Origin of the sequence: Neorhizobium sp. LMR1-1-1.1, from assembly GCF_040675795.1 — a bacterium.
GTDB classification, from domain to species: Bacteria; Pseudomonadota; Alphaproteobacteria; order Rhizobiales; family Rhizobiaceae; genus Neorhizobium; species Neorhizobium cellulosilyticum.
On sequence record NZ_JBEGHE010000069.1, the window covers coordinates 186,365 to 209,343 of the forward strand.

Consider the following 22,979-nt stretch of genomic DNA (forward strand, 5'->3'; position numbering starts at 1 on the left):
CGCATCGCTTTAAATTTTGGGCCTATTACTTCGATGATCCATAGACGGTCCCAAATCGACGGAAGCAAGACCGGTCTGTCTCTCGTTGGTGGAGTTGTCAACGATTGACGGGATTACGTCAAGCGGCCCGCAGCCCTCTCACGCATGAAGTGGCAGAAAATCGCATATGATCTTGATGTATTGTAGGATTTATTCAATATCCTGTTATGGCTTTGGCTGCTGAAAAACCATACTTGCTTGTCGAAGTGCTTCAGTCATTTCTATTCGTGCCGCGCCGATAAGGTGTGCCATGGCATGGTGCGCTGCCTCGGGTCGTCGCATGCGAATGGCCTCCAATACAACCTGATGGCTCAAGATCGCCTGTTCGTGTGATTGGCTGGCACGGTTGGTGAGCCGGAAGCTCGCGAGCAGCGCTGCCTGGATGGCGCTTGCGAACTGCCGGTAGACCCAGTTTCCGCTGGCATTGATGATTGCGGTATGGAATTCCAGATCGGCCCGACTCCAGGCCTCTGTATCTCGGGAGTTGGCCTCGACCATGTCCTCGAATGCTTTTGAAATCTGGTAGAGCTGGCGCGCGTTGGCATTGGCGGCGGCTTGCGCGGCTGCTGCAGGTTCTAACAGTTGTCTCGCGTCGATCAGCGAGGAATAAAAGGCGTCGTCAGCTCCCACCGACAGTATGACCTCAAGGACGATCGGATCAAGATAGTTCCAGTTTTCCTTCGGCAGGATGGTAGTGCCGGCCCTTGTTCGCGATCGAACCATGCCGAGGGCAGAGAGATATTGCATGGCTTCCCGCAGGCTGGTGCGGCTGACGCCAAAACGTTCGGTAAGCTCGGCCTCGTTAGGCAGGGTGGAGTTTTCGGCAAACGCTCCCGATACGATCATTTCGATAAGACAGTGAAGCAGCGCTTCTCGGACAGTTCGTTTTCCGCGCTGTGCGATCGGTTCACCGTCCTCTGTCAGCACCCGTGTCATCGAAGCGTTTCTCAGCAGAGAGCCTTCTTTTGTCATTGCTCGATCTCTCTCCTGAGGGGTGCCGTTTGTCGTTTGCAATTCATAGTATGGAACGATCTTATTTTTGGATCAAATCCAGAAATAAATCATATTTATATTGACATCCATCCTATGAATTTTAATCCTTGTGAGCAGAGGATTAGATCGCCTGGTGCCGACCGTTTCTGGAGCAAAAGGAACACCATCGTCCGCGCTATAGTCGGCAATGCAGCCGCACGACTTCATATTTGGAGCACTTTGATGAAGATTACCAAGCTTACCACCTACATCGTCCCGCCGCGCTGGCTGTTTTTGAAGATCGAGACCGACGAAGGCATCGTCGGTTGGGGTGAGCCGGTGGTCGAGGGCAGAGCACTGACGGTCGAGGCCGCCGTGCATGAGATGTCCGATTACCTGATCGGCAAGGACCCGTTTCTGATCGAGGATCACTGGACTGTTCTTTATCGCGGCGGGTTCTATCGGGGAGGGGCCGTTCACATGTCGGCGCTCGCCGGCATCGACCAGGCGCTCTGGGACATCAAGGGCAAGGCGTTGGGCCAGCCGGTCCATTCGCTCCTGGGCGGCCAGGTAAGGGATCGGATCAAAGTCTATTCTTGGATCGGCGGCGACCGCCCGTCGGATGTCGCCAACAATGCAAAGGACGTGGTTGCCCGCGGGTTCAAGGCCATCAAGCTCAACGGCTGCGAGGAAATGCAGATCGTCGATACAAATGAAAAGGTTGAAAAGGCAGTCGAGACGATCGCCATCATACGTGAAGCCGTTGGCCCGCATATCGGCATCGGCGTCGATTTCCATGGCCGTGTCCACAAGCCGATGGCAAAAGTCCTTGCCAAGGAACTCGAGCCCTACAAACTGATGTTCATTGAGGAACCGGTGCTTTCCGAGAACCGCGAGACGCTGAAAGAGATCGCCAACCATTGCTCGACACCGATCGCGCTCGGTGAGCGGCTGTTCTCACGCTGGGATTTCAAGCAGGTTCTGTCGGACGGTTATGTCGACATCATCCAGCCGGATCTATCGCATGCTGGCGGGATTACCGAATGCCGCAAGATAGCCGCCATGGCGGAAGCCTATGATGTGGCGTTGGCGCCACATTGCCCGCTCGGCCCGATTGCGCTTGCCGCCTGCCTGCAGGTCGATGCCGTCTCCTATAACGCGTTCATTCAGGAACAGAGCCTCGGCATCCATTATAACCAGGGCAATGACATCCTCGACTATATCTCAAACAAGGAAGTCTTCCATTACGCCGATGGCTTTGTCAGCATTCCACAGGGGCCGGGCCTCGGTGTTGAAGTCGACGAAGCCTATGTGATTGAACGATCCAAGGAAGGCCATCGTTGGCGCAATCCGATCTGGCGCCATGAGGATGGAAGCTTCGCCGAGTGGTAAGGTAGTTTCCTCAAGCAATACGCGTCCGGCTCGTTCAGGGCCGGGCGGTTTTTATCCGATGAAATCGGAAATCGTCGACGACCGCATATTCTGAAACACGCTGTCTCCGTAGTCGGGAAGGTCGTGCAGCACGCTTCCAAACTGAAGGCCCAAAACCCAGGCACCCAAGGCGAAAATCGACAGGAGGATCGAGAATGACGGTCCAAAGTCCGTGAGCACGATGTGGCCTAAGCGTAAAAGGTTGCTTGCGTTGGGCATATCATCAATCCTCGGACATCAAGCTTGTGGTGAGAGAAAGAACGAGGGCGTAATGCCTGTCAGGGCTTCCGGTTCCGACGATGGCTCGGTTTTTTGATGAAATTGCGAAAACGTTTCCAAGAGTACGGAGGATCAGTGTCCCGCGCCGGATGACTGGGGCTGCTGCCCCTCTCGATCCGATAATGACATCAAGCCTTCATGACGCCACGGGCCGCCCAGATAACTCCATAGATCGAGCCCGGTCATGCGGATGGATTTCGGTTCGAACCGGCTGGTCAGCTCGAAAAACAACTGGTCGGCTTTTGCCCGCGATACCTTGTTCTGGATCGTGATATGCGGGCGGAATTTCTGCAGATCCTGCGGGCCGGGCCAGGAGCCGAAACGACGGGAGAGTTCGGCTCGCAGCTCCTGCAGTTCGGGGCTTTCGATCTTGAATGCGACGCCTGCTCCCAGATGCTGAATGCCGCTGACGGTTGCGAGGAAATCTGTCCGCTCCAGCAGCGTTTCGGCCAAGATCTCCTTGACCGCCGCGAGCCGCTGGCCGGGGAGATGGTGGAAGATGGTGACATGCGCCTTGAGGAAATTGCGGGCAGGCGGAAAATGCTCCTGTCGGAGACGATCGAATGGCTCCATGTCGTCAAGCTCGACATGAGCGGTTATGATCAATGGCGGCAATGTCACCCGGCGATCAGATCATTCGAATTCGATGATCAATTCGTCCACGGCAAGGCTTTGGCCTTGTGTGGCGGCAACGCGTTTGACAAGCGCCGCTTTCTCGGCCTTCAGAACGTTTTCCATCTTCATCGCCTCGACCGTGGCAAGCGTCTGGCCGGCCTCCACCTTGTCACCCGCGCTCACTGCGATCGAAGTGATGACCCCGGGCATCGGGCAAAGCAGTATTTTCGACGTGTCCGGCGGCAGCTTGACCGGCATGAGCTTGGCAAGCTCGGCAATGCGCGGCGAGCGCACCCGCGCCAGAATATCCATGCCGTGCCAGCGCAGCCGGATGGCCGACCCCACCAGATCAACCTTCACCATCAGGCTCTCACCGCCGACATGGAAATCCCCAAGACTCTGCCCCGGAAACCAGCCGGTCGCAGCAGAGATATGATGGGCATCGTCGAAACGCACGAAGGCTCCATCGGCCGCCGTATCGAGCGTGACCGGGCCTTCGAATGTGGACTTTGCCCCGGCCGAAAGTGTCACGACCCAGTCCTTCGCCACCGCCCGGCGGCGTTTGGACAGCGTGCCGGAAATCCAGCTTGCACGTTCCTCCAAAGCCTGGTTGACCAGCACTGCAATGACCGCAAGCTTGCGCGCGTCGCCGACATCGGGCTCCACACCGGAAAAGCCATCCGGAAACTCTTCAGCGATATAGGCGGTCGTCAGCTCGCCGGAGCGGAACCTTTCCTGCCCCATCACGGCAGACAGGAAGGGAAGGTTGTGACCGATCCCTTCCACCTCGAACGCATCGAGAGCCGTCCCCATGGCGTCTATTGCGGCTTTCCGGTCCTCGGCCCAGCTGCAGAGCTTGGCGATCATCGGATCATAATACATCGATATCTCGCCGCCTTCGAAAACACCGGTATCGTTGCGGATAACGGCGCCGCTATCTTGCAGCCCCTCGACCGGCGGGCGGTAACGGGAAAGCCGGCCGATCGACGGCAGAAAATTGCGATAGGGGTCTTCGGCATAAAGTCGGCTTTCGATCGCCCATCCCCTGAGTGATACGTCCTTCTGCTTGAACGAAAGCTTTTCGCCAGCTGCAACGCGGATCATCTGTTCGACGAGGTCGATGCCGGTGACGAGTTCGGTCACCGGATGCTCCACCTGCAGGCGGGTATTCATTTCGAGGAAATAGAAATTCCGGTTGCCGTCGACGATGAATTCGACCGTGCCCGCGGAGAAATAACCGACGGCCTTTGCAAGTGCTACCGCCTGTTCCCCCATCGCCTTGCGGGTCGCATCATCGAGGAAAGGCGAGGGGGCTTCCTCGATGACCTTCTGGTTGCGCCGCTGGATGGAGCATTCGCGTTCGCCGAGATAAAGCGTGTTTTTATGCTGGTCGCCCAGAACCTGGATCTCGATATGGCGCGGCTGGTCGACGAACTTCTCGATGAAGATACGGTCGTCGCCGAACGAGCTTTTCGCCTCGTTGCGGGACGACTGGAAACCCTCGCGGGCTTCCGCGTCGTTCCAGGCGATGCGCATGCCCTTGCCGCCGCCGCCTGCGGAGGCCTTGATCATGACCGGATAGCCGATCGAAGAGGAAATCTTCACCGCCTCGTCGGCATCTTCGATCAGGCCCATATGCCCGGGCACGGTCGAGACACCGGCCTTCGAAGCGATCTTTTTCGAGGTGATCTTGTCGCCCATTGCCTCGATGGCCTTCACGGGCGGGCCGATGAAGGTGACATCGGCATTTTCGAGTGCGGCGGCGAAAGCGGCATTTTCCGACAGAAAGCCATAACCCGGATGTACGGCATCCGCACCGGTCCGGGCGATCGCATCGAGTATCTTGTCGATGACGATATAGGACTGGTTGGAAGGTGCGGGGCCGATATGCACCGCCTCGTCGGCCATCGACACATGCAGGGCATTCGCATCGGCGTCCGAATAGACGGCGACGGTTGCGATGCCCATCTTCTGCGCTGTTCTGATAACCCGGCAGGCGATTTCGCCACGATTGGCGATGAGGATTTTCTTGAACATGGTTGCGGGCCTTCAGAGCGGTATCGTGTCGTGTTTTTTCCAATGCGTCGTTACCTGCTTGTTACGCAGCGAGGCAAAGGCGCGGGCGATACGGCGACGGGACGAATGCGGCATGATCACCTCGTCGATGAAACCGCGCTCGGCGGCAACGAAGGGATTGGCGAAACGTTCCTCGTATTCCTTCGTGCGGGCCGCGATCTTGGCCGGGTCTGAAAGTTCGGAGCGATAGAGAATTTCGGTCGCCCCCTTGGCGCCCATCACCGCGATCTCAGCTGTTGGCCATGCATAGTTGATATCGGCGCCGATATGTTTTGATGCCATCACGTCATAGGCGCCGCCATAGGCCTTGCGGGTGATCAGCGTCACCATCGGTACAGTCGCCTCCGAATAGGCAAACAGCAGTTTTGCGCCATGCTTGATGACACCACCATATTCCTGCGCGGTGCCCGGCAGGAAACCGGGGACGTCGACCAGCGTCAGGATAGGAATGGAAAAGGCATCGCAGAAACGGACGAACCGCGCCGCCTTGCGCGATGAATCGATGTCCAGGCAGCCGGCCAGAACCATCGGCTGGTTGGCAACGACGCCGACCGTCTGGCCTTCGATGCGGATGAAGCCGGTGACGATGTTTTTCGCGAAGGCCTGCTGGATCTCGAAGAAATCACCTTCGTCCGCAAGTGCCGTTATCAGTTCCTTCATGTCATAGGGTTTGGCCGCGCTGTCCGGCACCAGCGTGTCGAGCCGCATTTCGACCCGTGATGGGTCGTCGTGAACCGGCCTGATCGGAACCCTGTCGCGATTGTTGAGCGGTAGGAAATCGAAAAGCCGGCGAACCGCTTCCAGCGCCTCGATATCGTTTTCAAATGCCGCGTCGGCCACGGATGACTTTTGCGTGTGGGTGGCTGCGCCTCCCAGTTCTTCCGCGGTCACGATCTCGTTTGTCACCGTTTTCACCACATCCGGGCCGGTGACGAACATGTAGGACGAATCGCGGACCATGAAGATGAAATCGGTCATGGCAGGCGAATAGACGGCGCCGCCGGCGCAGGGGCCCATGATCACGGAAATCTGCGGAATGACGCCGGATGCCTCGGCATTGCGGCGAAACACTTCGGCATAACCGGCAAGCGAGGCGACACCTTCCTGGATGCGCGCGCCGCCTGAATCGTTCAAGCCGATCACCGGTGCGCCGACCCGCACCGCCATATCCATGATCTTGCAGATCTTTTGCGCATGGGTTTCCGACAGCGAGCCGCCGAGTACGGTGAAATCCTGGGAAAAGACGTAGACCTGCCGGCCGTTGATCGTGCCCCACCCTGTGACTACGCCATCACCGGCGACTTTCTGGTCCGCCATGCCGAAATCTACGGCGCGATGGGTGACATACATGTCGAATTCTTCGAACGAACCCTCGTCGAGCAGCACCTCGATCCGTTCGCGGGCCGTCAGCTTGCCTTTGGCATGCTGGGCCTCGATCCGCCTGACGCCGCCGCCCAGCCTCGCCTCCGCGCGACGCTTTTCGACCTCGTTCAACATTGCCCGCATATTTCCTCCCAAAGAATGTGCGAATGCAGACACATATAAAGATAGCAAAACCGGAGCGAGGGAAAGGCCGGTTTCAGTCTTAAGACCATGAAGGAAAATGTGATGGCGACCGGAAAACATGGCGCAAGACGACGGCAGGGCAGAGCGGGAGCCGGCTCGCGACAGCAATTTTGTCGATAATGTGGGCGTTAGACACAAATTATTGCGCATAGAGTTGGGTTGCTAAAACGGCACGGTTGATGCAACACCTGACAGTCTGTTTATTCTGCACTTGGGATTATAGCTGAATGCGCGCTCGTTACGGTTTCGTTGGCCTGTTTCTTCTAATGGCACCGTCGGCCTATGCCCTGGAGCTTGGCCCGCCACCGGTTCTTGCGCCGCAAAAGAGCCAGGCGGAGGCCGCAAATCTGAGCGCGCAATTCCTTGAGCGCTATGCCTACAAGCCGGTTCCGCTCGACGATGCCCTGTCTGCGAAAATAATGGATCGATATCTGAAGTCGCTCGATCCGGACCGGAGCTTTTTCCTGCAGGCCGATATCGACAAGTTCATGGTCAACAAGACCAGGATCGACGATGCCATCGTCAACGAAGACCTGAAGATCCCGTTTTCGATATTCAACGTCTATTCGCAGCGCGTTGTCGATCGCATGGCATATGCGCGGGACCTGCTCAAGCAGGGCTTCGATTTCAGCGCCAAGGAAGATTTTCCTCTGTCGCGTGAGGATGACCCATGGGCGCAATCGGAAGCACAGCTTCATGACCTGTGGCGCAAGAGTGTCAAGAACGACTGGCTGCGGCTGAAACTAGCCGGCCAGACAAGCGACACAATTCGCAATACGCTCGACAAGCGTTACGAGAACATCCAGCAGCGCGTCTACACCTACAAGAGTGATGACGTGTTCCAGTCCTTCATGGCTGCCTACACAACCTCCGTCGATCCGCATACCGACTATTTCGGTGCTGCCGCCTCGGCTGATTTCGACATTTCGATGAAGCTTTCGCTGGTCGGCATCGGGGCGGTTCTGCAGGAACGGGACGGCTACACGACCATTCGCGAACTCGTGCCCGGCGGTCCGGCCCAGCTATCCGGGCAGCTGGCGGTCGGAGATCGCATCATCGGCGTTGGCCAGGGCAAGGATGGCGCGGTCAAGGAAGTCGTCGGCATCCGCCTCGACGAAGTTGTCCAGCTTATCCGCGGCGAGAAGGACTCCGTCGTGCGGCTCGATATCCTTCCCGCCGAGACTGCCGCGAATGCAAGCCATCGGGTGATCAGCCTGGTGCGCGACAAGATCAGCCTTGAAAAACAGGCTGCGAAGAAAACCGTCCTGCCCATCGATGATCATGGTGTGCCCCGCAAGATCGGGGTCATTACCCTGCCGGCCTTCTACGAGGATTTCGATGCGCGCCGCAAAGGCGACAAGGACTACCGAAGCGCCAGCCGCGACGTCGCCAAGCTTCTCGGGGAGTTGAAGCAGGAAAAGGTCGATGGCGTCCTGATCGACTTGCGCGACAATGGCGGCGGTTCGCTGACCGAAGCGATCGACCTGACCGGTCTGTTCGTCGGCAAGGGTCCGGTCGTTCAGCAACGCGATGCGGCGGGCAGGGTCGAGGTCGAAAGCGATGATCTTTCCAAGCCGGCCTGGGCTGGCCCGGTCGGCGTGCTGATCAATCGCGGCTCTGCGTCGGCATCAGAAATCTTTGCAGCGGCGATACAGGATTACGGTCGCGGCGTGATCATCGGCGAGCCCAGTTTCGGCAAGGGCACAGTGCAGACTGTCATCGATCTCGACCAGGCCGTTCGCAACAATACGCCGAAATACGGCCAGTTGAAGCTGACGATCGCGCAGTTTTTCAGGATAAACGGCGGCACGACCCAGCTTCGTGGTGTGACGCCTGACATTACTTTGCCGGGTCTCCTTGATCCGAAGATCGTTGGCGAGTCGAGCTATGACAATGCCTTGCCGTGGGACAAGATCAAGCCTGCCAGATATACCGCATCAAACAAGACGACTTCGTTGCTGCCGCAACTCCTGAGCCGTCATGAAGCCCGCGTGAAAGACGATAAGGATTTTCAGCGTTTCGTCGAAGACGCTGCGGAGTTGAAGGCGCAACGGGAAAAGCGCGTCATCTCCCTGAATGAGGCCGAGCGCCGAGAAGAGATGAAAGCCCTTGAAAGCCGCCTGAAGGCACGTGCAGAAGGTGATGACGGCGTGCTGCGTGGCGAGGATGACGGCTTGCAGGCCAACGAGCGCAGTCTGAGTGCGGATCTTGCGCTTGAGAATGCCCGCAAGAACGCAAAGGACGTCTTGAGGACCGAGGCTGCTTCCATCGTTGCCGATCAGGCGGAATTGCTGGCTCCAGTGCGAAAGGCCGCCAATCAGCCGTAACGAAGCGCCGGCAGGAAAGGCTCGCTCTGGGTCAGTTCTGGATCAGGTGCTGGATCCTGTTGATGATCTCGTCGAGGATGGCGATCCGTTGACCGCCGCTCGGGCGTATGGCGAAATAGGAAACCTCGATATTCGGTTCGAACGGGATGGAGATCACATCCGCCTCCGCGGACCTGAGGCTGGTGTGATCGACGATCCCCACTCCCATGCCGGCGGCGGCGAAGTAGCAGCAGTTCAGCATGGATGTTTCCATTGTGCTGACCGGCTGATGCTCCTCGCGAGAAAAGGCCCTGTCGAGCGAGAGGCGCAAAGGCGAATTCCGGCCTGGTATCAGCACCCGCTCATCGATGAGATCGGAGGGCGTAATGACGGAACGCCCCGCCAAACGATGGCCCGGCGCCATCGCGGCAACGGCATGCGTGCTGTGCAGACGAACGGCGTTTTTGTCGGCCATGCGCGGTGAAGCGAAGACCAGGCCGAGATCGTAGCGGTTTCGCTCGACCATGTCCCAGATGTAACGACTGTTCTCGACCTCGATAACCAGAGGAATATCCAGCCGCTCGCCGATCACGTCGACTATGGCCCGATGCAGATAGGGACGGACAAGTGATGTCACGCTGCCGATACGAAGAACGGTATTCTTGTGCAGGCGGATATCGTCGGCGGCCTGGGCAATCTGGTCGAGACCCAGATAAAGCCGCTCGACCTCCCGATAGAGCTGGGTCGCCTCTGCGGTCGGTATGAGGCGTGCGCCGATCCGCTCGAACAATGTCATCTGAACGACGTCCTCGAGATCGCGGATCAACCGGCTGACGGCGGGTTGGGTAACATTGAGGGCATCTGCCGCCGCGGTAATGCCCCCGGCCATCATCACGGCCCTGAATGCCTCTACCTGACGTGGTTTCAATCGCATGCTGGTATCCTCTCCATAACATTAAGGCATGGATCGAGTACAAAATGCAATTTTTCTTTCTTGTAAGAAAGCTTTAACTCATCTCCACCCCGCAGGGAGAGTGCGGAGATTGGACAACCCGGAGGAGTCCTCACCATGAAGTTTTCTGTGTTCGCAGCCGCATTGGTCGCGTCTGTTTCCGCCATGCCGCTCGCAAGCCAGGCAAAGGATTTGACCGTCGGTCTTTCCGCCTCGACGACATCCATGGATCCGCAATTCTATGTCGTCGGCCCCAATAGCGCGATGGCGCGCAATATTTTCGACGGCCTTGTCAATCAGGACGACAAGCAGCAGATCCAGCCGGCTTTGGCAGTCTCCTGGCAGATCGTTGATGACACGACCTGGGAATTCAAGCTGCGCGAAGGCGTGAAATTCCACGACGGCAGCGATTTCACCGCTGAAGACGTGGTCGCCAGCATCAAGCGCATTCCGCTTGCATCCACCAACAGCCCTAGCTCGTTTGCCGCCTATGTGAAGGCGATCACCGACGTGACGGCAGTCGATCCACTGACGGTGCGCATCAAGACCTCCGGCCCGACGCCGCTGCTCTTGAACAACCTCAGCCGTATCGCCATCCTGCCGGCCGAGATGGAAAAGGTCACGACCAGTGAGATGAACACCGGCAAGGGCGTCATCGGCACCGGGCCGTTCAAGTTCGTTTCGTGGTCTCCGGATGATAACGTCGTCGTTGAGAAAAACGATGCCTATTGGGGCGAAAAGGCTCAGTGGGACAAGGTCACCTTCCGTGTCTTCAAGAACCCGAGCGCCCGTGTTGCCGCCATGCTTTCGGGCGATGTCGACATGATCGAAAACATCCCGACGGCCGATACCCGCCGCCTGGAAGCCTCCGACAAGATGAAGGTCGTCAACATTGCCGGCAACCGCATCATGTATCTGCATATGGACCAGAACCGCGAACAATCGCCGTTCGCCAAGGGTCCTGACGGCAAGAACCCGCTCTTGAACGCCGATGTGCGCCGTGCGCTTTCGCTGTCGATCAACCGCGAGGCGCTGGTCGATCGGATAATGGACGGGCAGGGCGTACCTGCCGGCCAGGTCGTGCCGGAGGGTTATTTCGGTTATGATCCGGCCATCAAGGTCGATGCCTATGATCCGAACAAGGCGAAGGAACTGCTTGCCAAGGCCGGTTACCCGGATGGTTTTGCGCTGACCTTCCATGCCTCCAACGACCGTTATCCGAACGACAGCAAGGTGGCACAGGCAATCGGCCAGTTCTTCAGCCGCGTCGGCGTGAAGACCGAAGTCGCCACCCTGCCAGGCAGCGTTTATTTCACCCGCGCCTCGAACCTCGAGTTTTCGTTCATCATGGGTGGTGCTGCCGTCGAAACCGGCGAAGCTTCGGGCGTTCTCGGGCCTATCCTTGAGACCTATGGCGAAAAGGCCGGCCAGGGCAATCGCGGTCGTTATTCCAACCCGGAATTCGACAAGGCGCTCAACGAAGCCCGTGCAACGCTGGACGATGCCAAGCGCGAGGACCTGCTGAAGAAGGCCACGGAAATCGCGATGACCGACCTCGGCGTCATCCCGGTCTTCTATCTCGCCAATACCTGGGCGGTGAAGAGCGACATAAACTATGCGGGTCGCTCCGACGGCTACACGCTTCCCTATTACGTGAAGCCGAACTGATCGAAAGAGGAGCGGTTCACCATGTCCTTCAGCGGTGTATTTCCCTATCTCGTTTCGCCGATCGACGAAGCCGGCAATGTGATGCGGAATCTGCTTGCAGATCTCGTGGACCATCTCATCGATGAAGGTGTCCATGGCCTCGCGCCGCTCGGCAGCACTGGTGAATATGCCTATCTCTCCCAAGAGCAAAGGCGCCGCGTCGTCGACACGGTGATCTCGGCCAGCAGTGGCCGTGTCCCCGTTGTCGCCGGCGTGGCGTCGACATCAACAGCCGATGCCGTTGCCCAGACCGAATATATGGTGAACTCGGGCGTCGACGGGATTCTGGCCATCCTGGAAGCCTACTTCCCGATCAGCGACGAGGGCGTTGAAGCATATTTTACCGCAATCGCCAAGGCGGCAAAAGGGCGCCCCGTGGTGCTCTACACCAACCCGCAGTTCCAGCGCTCCGACCTGTCGCTCCCGGTGATCGAGCGCCTTAGCCGCATCGACAATATTCGTTACATTAAGGATGCCTCCACCAATACCGGTCGTCTTCTCTCCATCATCGAGCGGACGCGTGGCCGGATGGAAGTGTTTGCAGCTTCCGCACACATTCCGACCTGCGTGATGATGATCGGCGGGGTTGGCTGGATGGCTGGACCGGCCTGTATCGCGCCCAGACAGAGCATTGAACTCTACGAAACCGCCAAGGCGGGTGATTGGGCGCGGGCAATGGAGCTGCAGCGGCCGCTCTGGAAGCTGAACGAGGTTTTTGCGAAATACTCGATCGCCGCCTGCATCAAGACGGCGCTCGACCTGCAGGGATTCGCCGTTGGTGCGCCGATGCATCCGCAAATGCCGCTGAATGACGCGGCGCGCGAGGAAATCGCCGGCGTTTTGCGCAGTATCGGCGCCCTTTGACGTTTCTGGTTCCCACATTGAAGGCATTTTGTATGAAGCCGACTTCGATCATCGTCGATTGTGATCCCGGTATCGATGACACGATTGCGCTTTTGACCGCATTCGTTTCGCCGGAACTGAAGATCCTTGGTATAACTCCGGTCTGCGGCAACCAGCCGCTGGAGCGTACGGTGCGTAATGCGCTGCAGGTTTGCGAGCTCGGAAACCGCACTGATATCCCCGTCTATGCCGGTTGTTTCCGGCCGATGCTGCGCGAGCCGATCCATGGACAGTTCCATGGCAAGACGGGCCTCGGCAACACGACGCTGCCGGAGCCGGTGAAGAAGGCGGAAGCGATGTCCGCCGTCGATTTTCTTATCGAAGCGCTTGGCAATGGTGCCGAAACCGGTGAGCGCATCACGCTCTGCTGCCTTGGACCGCTCACCAATGTTGCGGTGGCCCTACGGATGAAACCGCAATTGGCCGACGGTATCGAACGCATCGTCATGATGGGCGGTGCCTATCGCGAGCCGGGCAACCGCACGATGACCTCGGAATTCAACGTTCTCGCCGATCCACACGCTGCGCATATTGTATTTTCGAGCGGCATCCCGATCGTGGCGCTGGCGCTCGACGCGACCCATCAGGTGATGCTGAAGCCGGAGCATGTCGCCGAGTTTTCGCGCGTCAGCGGCCGTATTTCCGAAACGCTGGCCGAACTCATGGCTTTCTGGGACCGCAACGACGTGCGCCGTTACGGCTCGCGCGGCGGCCCGCTTCATGACCCGCTGGTCATGGCCTACATCCTCGCGCCGCATTTGTTCGAGACGCAGAAGGCGCGCGTCTTCGTCGAATACGAAAGCGAGCTTTGCATGGGCCAGACGATTGCCGACTGGTATGGCAAGAGCGGGCTGGCGCCGAATGCAGACATCGTCACCAAGGTCGATGCGGAAGGCGTGATTGCCTTTTTCCTGGAGCGCCTGTCGCGCTACGCTGACGAAAAGGCTGTCGCATGAGCAGCCACAAGGTCATCATCGATGCGGATCCGGGCGTGGACGATGCCGCTGCCATCCTGATGGCGCTTGCCTCGCCGGAAATCGAGGTTCTCGGCCTCTCTATCGTGGCCGGCAATGTTTCGCTGGAACATACGGTTACGAATGCCTGCAAGCTGGTGGGCGTGAGCGGCCGCCGTGACGTGCCGGTTTTTGCCGGCGCAAGTGGCCCGCTTGTGCGCGAACAGGTTTATGGCAAATACGCTCGCATCGGTTCGTTCGATGACAAGCTGGTCAAGGCGGGCGATGTCGTGCCGGCAGAAGAGAGTGCAATCCAGTTTATCGTGCGTTCGGCTCGCGCCGCCGTAACGGCGGGTGAGCAGATCACCATTTGCGCCATCGGACCGCTCACGAATGTCGCACTGGCGCTGATCCAGCATCCGGATGTCGCGCGCGGCATTCGCCAGATCGTATCGATGGGCGGTGCCTTCACGGCGCTTGGCCATCGCACGCCCTGGGCGGAGTTCAACATCTATGCCGATCCGCACGCGGCCGAGATCGTTTTCCAGTCCGGCGTGCCGATCGTGCTGATGCCCCTCGACATGACCTTTCAGGCTTTGTTTACGGCAGACCATTTCGAGCGGTTCCGCGCCGGCGGCGAGGCGGGTGCCGCACTCTACAATCTCTTCACCACTTTCGACCGCAGCGACGAAAAGCGCTTCGGTCGTCCGGGCGGCCCGATCCATGATGCGACGACTATCGCCTGGCTCATCCGCCCCGAACTGTTTACCAGCCGCGAGGCTTTTGTCGGCGCGCAGGTTACCGGCCTGACGATGGGTTATACCTATGCCGATTTCTACAACAAGATGAACCGGCCAGCCAATACCACTGTCGTCACCGATGTCGACGAAACCGGGTTCATCGAATTGCTGATCGAGCGCATTGCCCGCCATGGCGGGGAAACGTTCGGTAGCCGAACTATGGGAGGCTCACACGCATGAGCGGATATCTATTAAGCCGGTCCCTGCAGACCGTGCTCACACTTTTCGTCATGTCTGTTCTGGTCTTTGCTGGCCTCTTTCTCGTCGGCAACCCGGTCGACGTCCTCTTGAGCCCGACCGCGACACCGGCCGAACGCCTGCAGGTCATTCAGGCCTTCGGTCTCGATAAGTCGGTCTGGGAGCAGTACTGGATCTTTCTGACCAACGCTCTCTCCGGTGATCTCGGCAATTCATTCGTGTTCAACCAGCCGGCCCTGACGCTGATCCTGAACCGGATGCCGGCGACCTTGGAACTGGCTTTCGTGGCGCTCGCCATGGCGCTGGTCATCGGTATTCCGCTCGGCGTTTATGCCGGCTTGAAGCCCAAGGGTTTTATCTCAAAATCGATCATGACCTTCTCGATCCTCGGCTTCAGTCTGCCGACCTTCTGGATCGGCCTCGTCATGATCATGTATTTCAGCGTCTATCTCGGCTGGCTGCCGTCATCGGGCCGTGGCGATACCGTCAATGTATTTGGCGTGCCGCTGTCGATGTTCACATGGGATGGCCTGTCGCATCTGTTCCTGCCCGCCTTCAATCTGGCGCTGTTCAAGATCTCGCTGGTCATCCGCCTCACCCGCGCCGGCGTGATGGAAACCATGCAGCTCGATTTCGTCCGTTTCGCCCGTGCCAAGGGACTGCCGGAACGTCGTATCGTCACCGTGCACGTATTGAAGAATACACTCATCCCGCTGATCACCGTCATCGGCCTCGAACTCGGTTCGCTGATCGCCTTTGCGGTCGTGACCGAAACCATCTTTGCATGGCCGGGCATGGGCAAGCTGATCATCGATGCCATCGGTGTTCTCGATCGCCCCGTTATACTCGCCTACCTGATGATTACCGTCGTGATGTTCAGCGTCATCAACCTTCTGGTCGACATTCTTTACTCGATCGTCGATCCCCGCGTCCGTCTTGAGGGGAACTCGTGATGACCGACAATACTTCGTCCTCCACCACTTCAGTTCATGCCACTGCAAACAGCGGTGCAAAATCCACCTCCCGTTCGCCTGCGCGCGAAATCATCTATGCCTTGCTGCATGACAAGCTTGCGCTACTCGGCATGGTGCTGGTGACCATCTTCATTCTTGCGGCGATCTTCGCGCCGCTGATTGCACCGCAGAACCCCTACGATCTCGCGCAGCTCGACATCATGGATGGCCGACTGCCGCCAGGTTCGGAAAGCATGTCGGGCATGACCTACCTGATCGGCACCGACACACAGGGGCGCGACCTGTTCAGCGCCATCCTTTATGGCCTGCGCACCAGCATCCTCGTCGGCCTTTCCAGCGCGGCGATCGCATTGGTCATCGGCGCCTCGATCGGCCTCGTCAGTGCCTATGTCGGTGGCCGGACCGACTCGATCCTGATGCGTATCGTCGACATCCAGCTCAGCTTCCCCGCCATCCTGATCGCGCTGATCTTCCTCGCCATTCTCGGTCAGGGCGTCGACAAGATCATTCTGGCGCTCGTCGTGACGCAGTGGGCCTATTATGCCCGTACGATCCGCGGTTCGGCACTGGTGGAGCGCAAGCGCGCCTATGTCGATGCCGCCCGCTCGATGGCGCTGCCGGACCGCAGCATCCTGTTCCGGCACATCCTGCCCAACTGCCTGCCGCCGCTGATCGTGGTCGCAACCATGCGCGTTGCCTATGCAATCATGCTGGAAGCGACACTCTCCTTCCTCGGTATCGGCCTGCCGGTCACCGAACCGTCGCTGGGTCTCCTGATCTCGAACGGTTTCGAATACCTGCTCTCCGGCGATTACTGGATCAGCCTCTTCCCGGGCATCGCCCTTCTGTTGCTCATCGTCGCGATCAACCTGATCGGTGACAGCCTGCGCGACATCCTCAATCCGCGTCGCGAGGGCTAAGATCATGACCAATCCTATTCTCTCCATCTCCAAGCTCAACACGGCCTTCCGTGTCGGTAGCGAATGGCGCAATGTCGTCAATGATGTGAGCTTCGACATCGCACCGAAGGAAACCGTTGCCGTCGTCGGCGAATCCGGCTCCGGCAAAAGCGTCACGGCCATGTCGATCATGCGCCTGCTGTCGCCCGGAAACTCCCGCGTGACCGGCAAGATTGAATTCGAGGGCAAGGATCTTCTGTCCATCCCGCTCGAAGACATGCAGAAGATCCGCGGCAACCGTATCGGCATGATCTTTCAGGAACCGATGACCTCGCTCAACCCGGTCCTGAAGATCGGTGAGCAGATCACCGAAGTGCTGCGTCAGCATCGCGGCATGTCGGAAAGCCAGGCTCAGGCTGAAGCCGTACGGCTTCTCGAAAAGGTCCGGATTCCCTCGGCCAAGTCGCGTCTCAACGAATATCCGATGAACTTTTCGGGCGGCATGCGCCAGCGTGTCGTGATCGCGATCGCGCTTGCCTGTGATCCCAAGCTTCTGATCGCGGACGAGCCGACCACGGCTCTCGACGTCACCATCCAGGCGCAGATCCTCGAACTGATCAAGACATTGCAGGAAGAGGAGGGCATGTCAGTCCTCTTCATCACCCATGACATGGGCGTGGTCGCGGAAATTTCCGACCGCACCGTCGTCATGTACCGCGGCGAGCAGGTCGAGACCGGCACGACGCACGATCTCTTTGCCGGCGCAAAACATCCCTATACCCGTGCGCTTCTGTCGGCCGTGCCGCAGCTTGGCTCGATGACCGGCAAGGATCGTCCGCTGCGGTTCCCACAGGTCGACATGCAGACCGGCGAGATCAAGCCGGTCAAGGCGACCGAGGACACCGTCAAGCGCGATCAGCCGCCGATCCTCAAGGTCGACAACCTGATCACCCGTTTTCCGGTCAAGCGGGGCTTCCTGCGCAAGACGATCGGCCGTATCCATGCCGTCGAAAGTGTTTCGCTGGAGCTTCGTCAGGGCGAAACCCTGTCGCTGGTCGGCGAATCCGGTTGCGGCAAGTCCACCACCGGCCGCTCGATCATCCGCCTCACCGATCCGGTGTCGGGCGAAGTACGGATCGATGGCAAGAACGTGCTGAAAGCCGGAAAAACGGAACTGACGGACATTCGCCGCGAAGCGCAGATGATCTTTCAGGATCCGTTCGAAAGCCTCAACCCGCGTATTCGTGTCGGGCAGGCGATCGCCGAGCCGATGATCACCCATGGTCTGGTGAGTGCATCGAATGCGCGTGACCGTGTTGGTGAACTCCTGGAGCGTGTTGGTCTTGCCGCGTCGATGGCGGATCGTTTCCCGCACGAGTTTTCCGGCGGCCAGCGGCAGCGTGTCTGCATCGCCCGTGCGCTTGCTCTGGAACCCAAGCTGTTGATCGCCGACGAATCCGTTTCGGCGCTCGATGTGTCGGTCAAGGCGCAGGTCATCAACCTGATGCTGGACCTTCAGGAAAAGCTTGGGCTGGGTTACCTCTTCATCAGCCATGACATGGCGGTTGTCGAGCGCATCAGCCACCGCGTTGCGGTCATGTATCTCGGTGAAATCGTCGAAATCGGCCCGCGTCAGGCCGTGTTCGAAAACCCGCAGCACGATTATACCAAGCGTCTGATGGCGGCGGTTCCGATCGCCGATCCGTCACGCAGGCAGACGCGCCGCATCTCCAATGACGAGATCAAGAGCCCGTTCCGCGGCGCCGATTACGTTCCGCCCAAACGCACCTATGAAGAAGCCGGCGAAGGCCACTTCGTTCAGGTCGCTTGAAGAAAGACATGCCATGATCATCACCTTCGGCTCCATCAACGTCGACTTTGTCTACGAGGTCGAGGAGATGCCGCAACCGGGGCAGACCCTGCTTGCCAGACGGTTCCGCACGGAATCTGGCGGCAAGGGCGCTAATCAGGCGCTGGCAGCGGCACGGGATGGCGCCGAAGTGGTGATGGTCGGTGCGGTCGGCAAGGACAGCCTTGCCGAAATCGGCCTTCAAAATCTTGCAACGACGGCTGATATCAGCCGCGTTGCGCGCGTGAGCGAGCCGACCGGCAATGCCTCGATCCATATCGATGCCAAGGGCCGCAATATGATTGTTGTTGCGGCTGGCGCTAATCTTTCCGTGTCTTCGGATGCCGTGGAAGAGGATCTGCTGCAGCAGGCAAATGTCGTGCTGATGCAGATGGAAAACGATGTGGCGGAAGTGGAAAGGCTCATCCGCCTCGCAAGTGCCTCGAAGGCCCTGTCGATCCTCAATCTCGCTCCGGCTTTCCCTCTGTCCGAAAAGATTCTGTCGCTCTGCGGCCTTGTCGTCGTCAACGAAGATGAGGCCGAGGCGCTGGCCGGTTGGCTAGGCTGCCGAGCATCCGCCGCAGCGCTCTCGATCCGCCTTGGCACCGGCGTTCTGCGAACTCTGGGTGGAGACGGTGCGGAAGCCTGTGTCGATGGAGATGAAATCCGGGTCACGGCTCTGCCGATCGATGTAAAGGACACGACAGCGGCCGGCGACTGCTTTGTCGGCGTGCTTGCTTCAGCACTCGATCGCGGCCTGCCGCTCAAGGCGGCCATGCAACGCGCTTCGGTCGCGGCCGGTATAGCCTGCTCGCGACGCGGCAGCCAAAGCAGCATTCCTGCAGCCGGGGAAACCGACAGGCATCCCGGATTGCTCGCACTGACGTAAATGCAATCGCCTCAGAGCAACCGCGCCTTCGGGCGAACGAATGTCTTTCGCCCGCGCTTCCATCCCGCAAGGGTGGGAGCTGAGGAACGGACGATCTCGGATGGATTTGCGGCATCGAGAGCGACGATATCTGCCGGTTGGCCGACCGACAGATCATGTCGAAAGCCGGTAATTGCTGCTGCTTGCGCTCCCACCATGTCGAAGACAAGCTCGATGTCGGCGTCACGCGAAAGCTGCATGACATTGGCATAAAGATTGGCCATGCGCGCCAGCGATGCATCACCGAAGGGCGTGAACGGGTTCAGCACATTATTGGTCGCGATTGCCGTTTTGACGCCCAAAGCTGCAAGGGCGTTGGCAGGTGCGATACCGCGCGGAACATTCGAACCATATTGCCGCCCCATAAGAAAAAGGTCGGTTGCAGGCAGGACCGTGAGTGCGATACCCGCCTCGACAATCTTCTTTCCAACTGTGGAAAGCGCATCGGGATCGAGCGCTGACAGATTGGTGACATGCCCTATCGTCACGCGGTCGGCATAACCGTTTATTCGTGTCGCTTCGATCACGGCCGGAAGATCGGTCTTTGCCGGATCGAGGCTGAAATCGAGGTGGAAATCGACATCGACGTCATGTTTTCGCGCCAGTGCGAAGATCCTGCGGACATGTTCTGTTGGATCGGCATCGGTATAGGGGCAGCCGCCAATCAGGTCCGCCCCCGAGCCAAGCGCCTCGTCGAGCATGGCTTCCGTTTCCGGTTCCTGTGTCAGCCCTTCCTGCGCGAAGGCGCAGATCTGGATATCGATTGCGAAGACGTAATCCTCGCGAACCCGCTTTATCGCCTCGAAGGATCGCATTCCGGCGCGTGGGTCGATTTCAACGAATGTCCGCATGCGGTTGGTGCCATGCATGATGGCCTTTTCGACCAGCGCCGATGCCCGCTTGTAGACGTCGTCCTCCGAGAACCCGGCCTTTGCCTTCGCCGTCTCGCGCACGGCCTCCTCGAGCGTTCCCGCACAGATCGAGCAGCGTTCCATGATGCAGGCCTTGTCGAGATGGATATGGCTGTCGACAAAGCCGGGAAAAGCAAAGGCTCCTTTGAGATCCTCTACCTCGACCGCCTCGCAAGTGATCCGGCTTCCTATTTCTGCAATCAGGCCGTCCCTGATGGCGATATCGACTAGGCCCGGATGGCCGGCGATCAAGGCATTGCGGAGAACGAGATCGACTTTCATCTGAAACCTATATTCCGATGGCGCAGCCATCGCTGCGCGGGTCATGCGCCCCGTCCATCCCGCCGTCGCCGTCCAATCGAATGACGCCGGCCTGACCGGAAAGGGCATTCAGCGCCGAGATCGGAATGACCTCGTGCCCGCGACCCGCAAGCTCGGCCAGAACATCATCGCCGACGGCATCCTCGATCTTGAGGTTGTCGCGGGTGTCGGAGAAGGTTCTGCCCAAAAGGAAACGGGGCGCCGAAAGGGCGGAGAGCGGGTCAAAGCCGTGGTCTATAAGACGGCTGAGGAGAACGGTCAGCGTCTGCGGCTGGCCGTCTGCACCCTGGGTACCGTAGAGAAGATGCGGCATCCCGTTCTTCAGGCCAAGGCCGGGATTGAGCGTGTAAAAGGGGCGTTTGCCGGGCGCCAGCACATTCGGGCTTTTCGGATCGGTGCTGAACGCGGCTCCTCGGTTCTGCCAGAGAATGCCGGTATCCGGCAGCAATACGCCGCTGCCCCAGTCATAATAGGTGCTCTGCAGCACGCTTGCCGATCGGCCTTCGGAGTCGACTGCTGCGAGATAGACAGTATCGCCGGTCTGGAAACGGTGAGGCCAGGGCAGGGCGGATTTGGGATCGATCGCCTCCGCCTTGGCCGCAAGATAATCGCCCGCCAGCCATTCTGCGCAACGTTGCGCGGCGAAATCCGGATCGGCGATCTGCTCACGGTCGAGAAACGCCTGTTTTACCGCCTCGACACAGAGATGGTAGAAATCGGCAGAGGTCGGATCGACATTCCGCATCGAGAAATTCGACAATATGCCCATGATGGCGAGTGTCGAAATACCCTGCGAGGGGGGCGGCGGGCCCAGAAGCTCGATATCGCGATAGGTGACAGACACCGGGTCGGCAAGGGTGGCCACGGTCTTTGCCAGATCATCTGCCCGGATCTGGCTGCCGGCTGCTTCCAGCGCCCTGGCGATGCGGTTAGCGAGTTCGCCCTCGTAGAATTCGCGATGCCCATGCAGAGCGATCGCTTTTAGCACTTCGGCAAGCTGTGGTTGGCGTTGATGCCCTTCCGTGACGAAAGCATTTGCGACCCCCGGCCAGCTTTCGATCTCGCCGCTTCGAAAGGCATGCCAATGCTGTTGCGAGCGGCTGACCGGAAAACCTTCCTCCGCCAGTTCGATCGCATCGCCAAGCAGTGAGGCAAGGCTCTCCTTGCCCTGCCAGTTTTCCTGCGAAAAATTGAGTGCCTGGCCCCAGCTGTCGACGACCGCCGCAGTGGTCAGGGCAGAAAGCGGGCCGCGGGCAGGTATGGTTTCAAACTTCGGCAGGTCATTCGCTGCCTGGCCGATCCCCATGATGGCCTTGCGCCGGCCGGCGCGGTCGGCGACGATCCAGATAGCATCGCCGCCCAGCCCGCAAAAATGCGGATAAAGCACTGTCAGCGCGGCACCTGCAGCGATCACCGCCTCGATCGCCGTGCCACCGCGGCGCAGGACCTTGGCTCCGGCTTCGCTGGCGAGATGGTGCGGGCTTGTCACCATGCCGCGCCTGGAGCGCGCAGCCGTCTCTCTTTGCTGGCTCATTTCAATCGGATGCCGACATGTAGCGATTGAGGATTTCGGTAATGTCGGGGCCGTCATCCTTGTCATCCGTCTTGGCGCGGTCTTCGACTGCATGCAAATGGTGGTCCATGATCCGGCAAGCCGTCTGTGGATCCTGCTCCTTGAGCGCCTCGATCAACTGCACATGTTCGTCGATCCCGCATTCGGCGGAATGCGGTCTTCCGAAACGCGCGAGGATCAGCGACGAGCGCGAGACGACCTGGCTGATGAAGTCGATCAACAGTTTCGATCCGGTGAGTTCGGCAAGCAGGATATGAAACTCGCCGGCAAGCCGGATGGAGCGCGGCGAAGATGCCTGAAGCGCCCTTTCTTCTTCCCGAACATGGCTGATCAGCGCGTCGATGCCATCGCGCGGCATGCGCTTGCACAGCCTTTCGATCACTTCACGCTCCAGGCAACGTCTCAGAGCAAAAACCTCTTCCGCTTCTTCCAGCGTCGGCATGGCGACGGCTGCGCCGCGGTTCGGCTTGATCTCGACAAGGCCGTCGGAAGCCAGCCTTAGCAACGCATTACGGGCACTCGTGCGGCTGACACCGAACGTATCACCGATGGAATCTTCCGGCAGCTTGGTGCCGGGCTTCAACGCCTGTTCGAGGATTGCGCGACGAAGCGAAGCGTAGATCGCATCGCTTCTGCTGAGATTGGTGGACATTGCTGTCGCTCTTTCGAATGAATGCAGTTTCATCAGCATATCGCATAAAAATCGTACGTCATCCAGTCTAATAAA

The 22,979-nt window shown here is 59.0% G+C and carries 18 protein-coding genes; 10 read left to right on the forward strand and 8 right to left on the reverse strand.

Features of this window, described 5'->3' with window-relative positions; all coding sequences use genetic code 11:
• Positions 1-204: 204 nt before the first annotated feature.
• Positions 205-975 (reverse strand): FadR/GntR family transcriptional regulator, encoded by a 771-nt coding sequence (locus tag MRBLMR1_RS27845; RefSeq protein WP_148144753.1) that lies wholly within the window; start codon positions 973-975, stop codon positions 205-207.
• A gap of 279 nt (positions 976-1,254) precedes the next feature.
• On the opposite strand from MRBLMR1_RS27845, the gene dgoD reads away from it, so the two are divergent.
• Positions 1,255-2,403, forward strand: coding sequence for a galactonate dehydratase (gene dgoD, locus MRBLMR1_RS27850; RefSeq protein WP_148144603.1), 1,149 nt, complete (start codon positions 1,255-1,257; stop codon positions 2,401-2,403).
• A 390-nt stretch (positions 2,404-2,793) separates the two neighbouring features.
• Here the strand turns inward: dgoD and MRBLMR1_RS27855 are convergent, their stop codons facing one another.
• From MRBLMR1_RS27855 to MRBLMR1_RS27865, 3 genes are read right to left on the reverse strand one after another with little or no spacing between them, the layout of a single operon-like run.
• Positions 2,794-3,327 (reverse strand): 2'-5' RNA ligase family protein, encoded by a 534-nt coding sequence (locus MRBLMR1_RS27855; RefSeq protein ID WP_286194879.1) that lies wholly within the window; start codon positions 3,325-3,327, stop codon positions 2,794-2,796.
• Between the two features lie 27 nt (positions 3,328-3,354).
• Positions 3,355-5,373, reverse strand: a complete 2,019-nt coding sequence (locus MRBLMR1_RS27860; protein ID WP_500067015.1) for an acetyl-CoA carboxylase biotin carboxylase subunit — start codon at positions 5,371-5,373, stop codon at positions 3,355-3,357.
• A gap of 12 nt (positions 5,374-5,385) precedes the next feature.
• Positions 5,386-6,909 (reverse strand): acyl-CoA carboxylase subunit beta, encoded by a 1,524-nt coding sequence (locus MRBLMR1_RS27865; protein WP_500067016.1) that lies wholly within the window; start codon positions 6,907-6,909, stop codon positions 5,386-5,388.
• A gap of 296 nt (positions 6,910-7,205) precedes the next feature.
• Between MRBLMR1_RS27865 and MRBLMR1_RS27870 the strand changes: the two genes are divergently transcribed.
• Positions 7,206-9,305, forward strand: a complete 2,100-nt coding sequence (locus MRBLMR1_RS27870) for a carboxy terminal-processing peptidase (RefSeq protein WP_183685405.1) — start codon at positions 7,206-7,208, stop codon at positions 9,303-9,305.
• A 31-nt stretch (positions 9,306-9,336) separates the two neighbouring features.
• Here MRBLMR1_RS27870 and MRBLMR1_RS27875 read toward each other — a convergent pair whose 3' ends face one another.
• Entirely contained in the window at positions 9,337-10,218 is an 882-nt protein-coding gene (locus tag MRBLMR1_RS27875; protein WP_183685404.1) for a LysR substrate-binding domain-containing protein, read from the reverse strand.
• 135 nt (positions 10,219-10,353) lie between these two features.
• On the opposite strand from MRBLMR1_RS27875, the gene MRBLMR1_RS27880 reads away from it, so the two are divergent.
• Genes MRBLMR1_RS27880 through MRBLMR1_RS27915 form a run of 8 tightly spaced genes read left to right on the forward strand, consistent with a single transcriptional unit; the run spans position 10,354 to position 19,408 of the window.
• Positions 10,354-11,904, forward strand: coding sequence for an ABC transporter substrate-binding protein (locus MRBLMR1_RS27880; RefSeq protein ID WP_500067017.1), 1,551 nt, complete (start codon positions 10,354-10,356; stop codon positions 11,902-11,904).
• 21 nt (positions 11,905-11,925) lie between these two features.
• A complete protein-coding gene (locus MRBLMR1_RS27885) occupies positions 11,926-12,807 on the forward strand; it encodes a dihydrodipicolinate synthase family protein (RefSeq protein ID WP_500067018.1) in 882 nt (293 codons plus the stop codon).
• A gap of 32 nt (positions 12,808-12,839) precedes the next feature.
• Positions 12,840-13,802, forward strand: coding sequence for a nucleoside hydrolase (locus MRBLMR1_RS27890; RefSeq protein ID WP_148144610.1), 963 nt, complete (start codon positions 12,840-12,842; stop codon positions 13,800-13,802).
• Positions 13,799-14,779, forward strand: a complete 981-nt coding sequence (locus tag MRBLMR1_RS27895; RefSeq protein ID WP_148144611.1) for a nucleoside hydrolase — start codon at positions 13,799-13,801, stop codon at positions 14,777-14,779. The genes MRBLMR1_RS27890 and MRBLMR1_RS27895 overlap by 4 nt, the downstream gene beginning before the upstream one ends.
• Positions 14,776-15,750, forward strand: coding sequence for an ABC transporter permease (locus MRBLMR1_RS27900; protein ID WP_148144612.1), 975 nt, complete (start codon positions 14,776-14,778; stop codon positions 15,748-15,750). Before MRBLMR1_RS27895 ends, MRBLMR1_RS27900 begins: the two co-directional genes overlap by 4 nt.
• Positions 15,750-16,691 (forward strand): ABC transporter permease, encoded by a 942-nt coding sequence (locus tag MRBLMR1_RS27905; protein ID WP_148144613.1) that lies wholly within the window; start codon positions 15,750-15,752, stop codon positions 16,689-16,691. The genes MRBLMR1_RS27900 and MRBLMR1_RS27905 overlap by 1 nt, the downstream gene beginning before the upstream one ends.
• A 4-nt stretch (positions 16,692-16,695) precedes the next feature.
• Positions 16,696-18,501, forward strand: coding sequence for an ABC transporter ATP-binding protein (locus tag MRBLMR1_RS27910; RefSeq protein WP_148144614.1), 1,806 nt, complete (start codon positions 16,696-16,698; stop codon positions 18,499-18,501).
• A gap of 13 nt (positions 18,502-18,514) precedes the next feature.
• Positions 18,515-19,408 carry a ribokinase gene (locus tag MRBLMR1_RS27915; RefSeq protein ID WP_500067019.1) on the forward strand — a complete coding sequence of 298 codons (894 nt, stop codon included), beginning with the start codon at positions 18,515-18,517 and terminating at the stop codon, positions 19,406-19,408.
• 11 nt (positions 19,409-19,419) lie between these two features.
• On the opposite strand, the gene MRBLMR1_RS27920 is transcribed toward MRBLMR1_RS27915, so the two are convergent.
• The 3 genes from MRBLMR1_RS27920 to MRBLMR1_RS27930 are packed head-to-tail and all read right to left on the reverse strand — an operon-like array spanning position 19,420 to position 22,937.
• Entirely contained in the window at positions 19,420-20,640 is a 1,221-nt protein-coding gene (locus tag MRBLMR1_RS27920) for an amidohydrolase family protein (RefSeq protein ID WP_500067048.1), read from the reverse strand.
• Between the two features lie 7 nt (positions 20,641-20,647).
• Positions 20,648-22,213 (reverse strand): gamma-glutamyltransferase family protein, encoded by a 1,566-nt coding sequence (locus MRBLMR1_RS27925; RefSeq protein WP_500067020.1) that lies wholly within the window; start codon positions 22,211-22,213, stop codon positions 20,648-20,650.
• A 1-nt stretch (position 22,214) separates the two neighbouring features.
• Positions 22,215-22,937 (reverse strand): GntR family transcriptional regulator, encoded by a 723-nt coding sequence (locus MRBLMR1_RS27930; RefSeq protein WP_500067021.1) that lies wholly within the window; start codon positions 22,935-22,937, stop codon positions 22,215-22,217.
• Positions 22,938-22,979: the final 42 nt, after the last annotated feature.